Origin of the sequence: Pseudactinotalea sp. (assembly GCF_048594945.1) — a bacterium.
In the GTDB taxonomy this organism is placed as follows: Bacteria; Actinomycetota; Actinomycetes; order Actinomycetales; family Beutenbergiaceae; genus Pseudactinotalea.
The window spans coordinates 1-4,510 of the sequence record NZ_JBMDXJ010000458.1; the positions used below are offsets into that span (position 1 = coordinate 1).

At 71.4% G+C, this 4,510-nt stretch carries 6 protein-coding genes; 2 read left to right on the forward strand and 4 right to left on the reverse strand.

The window, feature by feature from the left end; all coding sequences use genetic code 11:
* The coding region (locus ACOJSN_RS20795) for a DUF5709 domain-containing protein (RefSeq protein WP_420114389.1) at positions 1-220 on the forward strand (220 nt) is incomplete at its 5' end.
* A 60-nt stretch (positions 221-280) separates the two neighbouring features.
* Here ACOJSN_RS20795 and truA read toward each other — a convergent pair.
* Positions 281-1,177 carry a tRNA pseudouridine(38-40) synthase TruA gene (gene truA / locus ACOJSN_RS20800; protein WP_420114390.1) on the reverse strand — a complete coding sequence of 299 codons (897 nt, stop codon included), beginning with the start codon at positions 1,175-1,177 and terminating at the stop codon, positions 281-283.
* Between the two features lie 32 nt (positions 1,178-1,209).
* Here truA and ACOJSN_RS20805 point away from each other — a divergent pair, with 32 nt between their 5' ends.
* Positions 1,210-1,983: an ROK family protein gene (locus ACOJSN_RS20805; RefSeq protein ID WP_420114391.1), complete on the forward strand. Its 774-nt coding sequence runs from the start codon at positions 1,210-1,212 to the stop codon at positions 1,981-1,983.
* Between the two features lie 6 nt (positions 1,984-1,989).
* On the opposite strand, the gene ACOJSN_RS20810 is transcribed toward ACOJSN_RS20805, so the two are convergent.
* From ACOJSN_RS20810 to ACOJSN_RS20820, 3 genes are all read right to left on the reverse strand, one after another.
* Positions 1,990-2,700, reverse strand: coding sequence for an alpha/beta fold hydrolase (locus ACOJSN_RS20810; RefSeq protein WP_420114392.1), 711 nt, complete (start codon positions 2,698-2,700; stop codon positions 1,990-1,992).
* Between the two features lie 193 nt (positions 2,701-2,893).
* Positions 2,894-3,625: a 50S ribosomal protein L17 gene (gene rplQ / locus ACOJSN_RS20815; protein ID WP_420114393.1), complete on the reverse strand. Its 732-nt coding sequence runs from the start codon at positions 3,623-3,625 to the stop codon at positions 2,894-2,896.
* A gap of 30 nt (positions 3,626-3,655) precedes the next feature.
* Positions 3,656-4,510 (reverse strand): DNA-directed RNA polymerase subunit alpha (locus ACOJSN_RS20820; protein ID WP_420114394.1); only part of this gene is annotated, 855 nt, incomplete at its 5' end.

A 4,510-nucleotide genomic window follows, 5' to 3' on the forward strand; every position in this document is an offset into this window, starting at 1 on the left:
GTGGGAGTCAGAACCGGGTCAGGCAGCCGGCGAGCGTCAGGCCGACCGGGCGGGCCGCCTCGAGGACGTGGAGGACGGCGGCCGGGACACCGACCGCATCGCTCGCGACGCCGGCATCTCCGGCGGCGCCGCGAGCGCTGAAGAGGCCGCCGTGCACCTGGAGCCGGAGAACCGCGACGACAGCGACCCCGTCGACGTCTTCACCGAGCCTGATCTCTGAGCCCCGTCGACCTGGTGGGAGGTATCGGGCGACCACGGCCTGGCGCCGGATGACCTCGAATCACGTGGAGGAGTCGGGAGGAGTCGCGCCAGACGCGGGTGGTGAGGTGGTCAGCGGCTCTCGCATCGACCGGGCCACGGTGGCGCGGGCGGCAAGCTGGTCGTCTGGCGGGTAGCCGACCTCCTCGAGCACGAGCCCGTGCGGCGGCACCACCGCCACCGAGCTGTCCCGCTGCACGGCCTCGAGCAGGTCGCGCGGGCGGTTCGCGTCCCACCGGCCCTCCCCCACGGCGAGCGAGGCGCCCACGAGCGAGCGGACCATCGAGTGGCAGAACGCGTCGGCGCGGACCTCGGCGACCACGAGGCCGTCGACGCGGCGCCACGAGAAGTCCAGCAGCGTGCGGATCGTGGTGGCGCCTTCGCGAGGCTTGCAGTAGGCGAGGAAGTCGTGCTCGCCCACGAGCTGCTGGGCGGCGGCGTCCATCGCGGGCACGTCCAGCGACCGCGGGTGCCACAGCTGCGCACCCCGCTGCAGCGGGTCACGGCGTCCCTCGGCGTCGACGACCGTGTAGCCGTAGCGCCGCCAGATCGCGGAGAACCGTGCGTCGAACCCCTCGGGCGCGCGTCGCACGCCGTGCACCACCACGTCGCTCGGCAGCACACTCGACAGCCGCCGCCGCAGCGCCTGCTCAGGCGGCTGGTCGCTGCGCCCCGGTGCCGCTGCGAGCGCCTGCTCGGGCACGTCCACGTGCGCCACCTGCCCGCGCGCGTGCACGCCGCTGTCGGTGCGCCCCGCGACCGTGAGCGCGGCTGGACCACCCAGCCGCAGCACGGTGCCGAGCGCCTGCTCGAGCTCGCCCTGGACGCTGCGCAGGCCGGGCTGGCGAGCCCACCCGACGAAGGCTCCGCCGTCGTAGGCACAGTCGATCCGCAACCTCACGAGCCCGGGCGACACCACGAGCACCAACAGTAGGGCTCTACGCTGGCCGGGTGGCAGACCACGATGCACCTCCCACCCTGGCCGTCGACTGCGGCGGTGGCGGGATCAAGGCCTCGGTGCTCGATGCCGCCGGCACGATGCTCGCCCAACCGGTCCGCACGGTCACCCCGTACCCGCTGCCGCCCGACCGGCTGGTGGAGGTGGTCGCCGATCTCGCGGGCCAGCTCCCCGAGGCCGGGCGCGTCACGGTGGGGATGCCGGGGATGATCCGGCACGGCGTGGTGGTCGCGACGCCGCACTACGTGACCCGCTCCGGGCCCCGTACCAAGGTGCTCCCCCACCTCGTGGACGCGTGGTCCGGCTTCGACATGCGGCGCGCGCTGGAGCACCGCCTGCGCCTGCCGGCGCGCGTGCTCAACGACGCCGAGGTGCACGGCGCGGGCGTGATCGCCGGCACCGGTCTGGAGCTGATGCTCACCTTCGGCACCGGGCTGGGGAACGCGATGTACGACGGCGGCCGGCTGGCCCCGCATCTCGAGCTGAGTCAGGGGCCGGTCAAGTGGGGTCTGACCTATGACGAGTACATCGGCGAGCACGAACGGCTGCGGCTCGGTGATGCGATGTGGTCGCGCCGCGTGCGCCGCGTGATCGATGCACTGCGCCCGATGTACCTGTGGGACCGGCTGTACGTGGGCGGTGGCAACTCCCGCCGCATCGTGGGCACCGTGCTCGACAAGCTCGGCGACGACGTGGTGATCGTGCCGAACTCCGCCGGCATCGTCGGCGGGGTACGCGTGTGGTCGCTGCCCGGTCAGGCGGGCTGAGCGGCGTCAGCCTGTCGCCTCGACCTGGGTGACGACCTCCGTGATGACGTCGTGGAACGCCGCCGGCTGGTCGAGTGCGACCAGGTGTCCAGCGGCGGGGACCACCACGAGCGTGCCTGCGCGCGCGGCGTGGAGGATCCGGCGCTCCTCGGCGCGGAAGTGGTCGCGCGAACCGTTGACGAACCACACGGGGCAGTCGACGCGATCCAGCGCTGCGAGCACGTCGATGCCGCCGACCGCCTGCAGCGTGGGAACCATGGCGTCGAGGGCCACACCACCGGCGAGCAGATCGGCTGACGTGTCGCCGTCGAGCACCCTGCCCGCGAGCCAGGTGTGCAGGCCCAACCCTCGGTCGGGTAGCCGACCGATCGCCCCGGCGACCGCCAGGTACCCGGCCAGCCCGATGCCGCGCGGCTGGGTCCCTGCCGAGGCGAGGACGAGAGCCGACACAGGCTCCGCCGTCGTGCTGGCCCAGTCGATGATGACGTAGGAGCCCAACGAGAGTCCCACCACGACATGGGGTGGCTCGAGCGAGGACACGGCGGCATCGAGCACGTCGCGGCAAGCGGCGAGCGTGAACGGCTCGCCCTCGCGGGTGCCGTGGCCGGGGAGGTCCACGGCGACGTGCGGCACGCCCGCCTCCGCGAGCAAGCGTGACTGCCCTCGCCACATGGTCGCTGAGGTCCGGATCCCGTGCACGAGTACCACCGACGCCATCACGGCATGCTACGAGCCGCCCGGTCAACCCGCGGATAGCGCTCTGGGGTGATTCGCAGTCACCTGCTGGCAGCAGATCGCCCCAGATCCCTCCCGGGTCAGACGGCGACGGGCCCGCCCTGGGAGGTCATCCCGGGGCGGGCCCGTCGAAGAGGTCGCGGCGTGGTGCGCGGCGGCCTCGGCCGAGGTGGACTCAGTCCTCCTCGGACACCTTCTGCGCGTCGGCGCCACCGGCGGGCTCGAAGCCAGCGGCCTCAGCCTCCTCGGCGGTCCCGAACCAGACCTCGGCCACAGTGGCGTCGTACCACTGCGAACCCGGCACGTGGTACTTCATCGAGTCCTCGTTGCCCTTGATCTGGTGGTCGTCGTCGGGGGCGTCCGTGCCGGCCTCGTCGGTGCGGACGGCGCCCGCGAACTGCACGGGGGCCTCGGCAGCGTCCTCGGTGGCCTCGTCCTCGACGGCGTCGGTCGCCTCGTCCTCGACGGGCGCGTCGTCCTTCGGCTCGTCCTTGGCAGCGTGCTTGGCAGCCGCCTCGGCCTCCTTGACGGTCGCCTGCTTCGGGCTGTAGGTCTCCATCACGAGCTCGATGACCGCCATGGGGGCGTTGTCGCCCTTGCGGGGGGCCACCTTGGTGATGCGGGTGTAGCCACCCGGACGCTCCGCCATCGCGGGCGCGATGTCGGCGAAGAGCGTGTGGACCACGTCCTTGCGCGAGATCACGGCGAGCACCTGGCGGCGTGCGGACAGGTCGCCGCGCTTGGCCTTGGTGATGAGCCGCTCAGCGAGGGGACGCAGACGCTTGGCCTTGGCCTCCGTCGTCTTGATGCTGCCGTGCTCGAAGAGCGCCTGGGCGAGGTTGCCGAGGATCAGCCGCTCGTGAGCCGGGCCGCCGCCGAGACGGGGACCCTTGGTGGGGGTAGGCATGGATGCTCCAGTTCGTCAGCTCGGCTGAGCTCAGTTGTAGTCGTCGTAGTCGTCGCCGTCGTCGTAGGCACCCACGACGAGGGACGGGTCGAAGTCGGCCGGGCTGTCCTTGAGGGACAGGCCGAGACCCACGAGCTTCTCCTTGACCTCGGTGATCGACTTCGCACCGAAGTTGCGGATGTCGAGCAGGTCGGCCTCACTGCGTGCCACGAGCTCGCCCACGGTGTGGATGCCCTCGCGCTTGAGGCAGTTGTAGGAGCGGATCGTCAGGTCGAGCTGCTCGATCGGCATCGCCAGGTCCTCGGCGAGCGCGGCGTCGGTCGGCGACGGGCCGATCTCGATGCCCTCGGCCTCGGAGTTGAGCTCACGGGCCAGCCCGAACAGCTCCACCAGGGTCTTGCCGGCCGAGGCGAGCGCGTCGCGCGGGCCGATCGACTTCTTGGTCTCGACGTCGACGATCAGCTTGTCGAAGTCGGTGCGCTGCTCCACACGGGTGGCCTCGACCTTGTAGGTCACCTTGAGGACCGGCGAGTAGATCGAGTCGACCGGGACGCGACCGATCTCGGCGTCCGAGGACTTGTTCTGCGTGGCGGAGACGTAGCCGCGGCCACGCTCGACGGTGAGCTCGATCTCGAGCTTGCCCTTGCCGTTGATGGTGGCGATGTGCAGGTCCGGGTTGTGGATCTCGACGCCGGCCGGCGGGGTGATGTCGCCCGCGGTCACGGTGCCGGGGCCCGCCTTGCGCAGGTACATGACGACCGGCTCGTCGTTCTCGGAGGAGACCACGATGTTCTTGATGTTGAGGATCAGCTCGGTGACGTCTTCCTTGACACCGGTGATCGTCGAGAACTCGTGGAGCACGCCGTCGATCCGGATCGAGGTGAC

Excerpts from the sequence above, each read along its gene's own strand:
- ACOJSN_RS20810 (WP_420114392.1), bottom strand. The coding sequence starts at position 2,700 with ATGGCGTCGGTGGTACTCGTGCACGGGATCCGGACCTCAGCGACCATG.
- rplQ (WP_420114393.1), bottom strand. The coding sequence starts at position 3,625 with ATGCCTACCCCCACCAAGGGTCCCCGTCTCGGCGGCGGCCCGGCTCAC.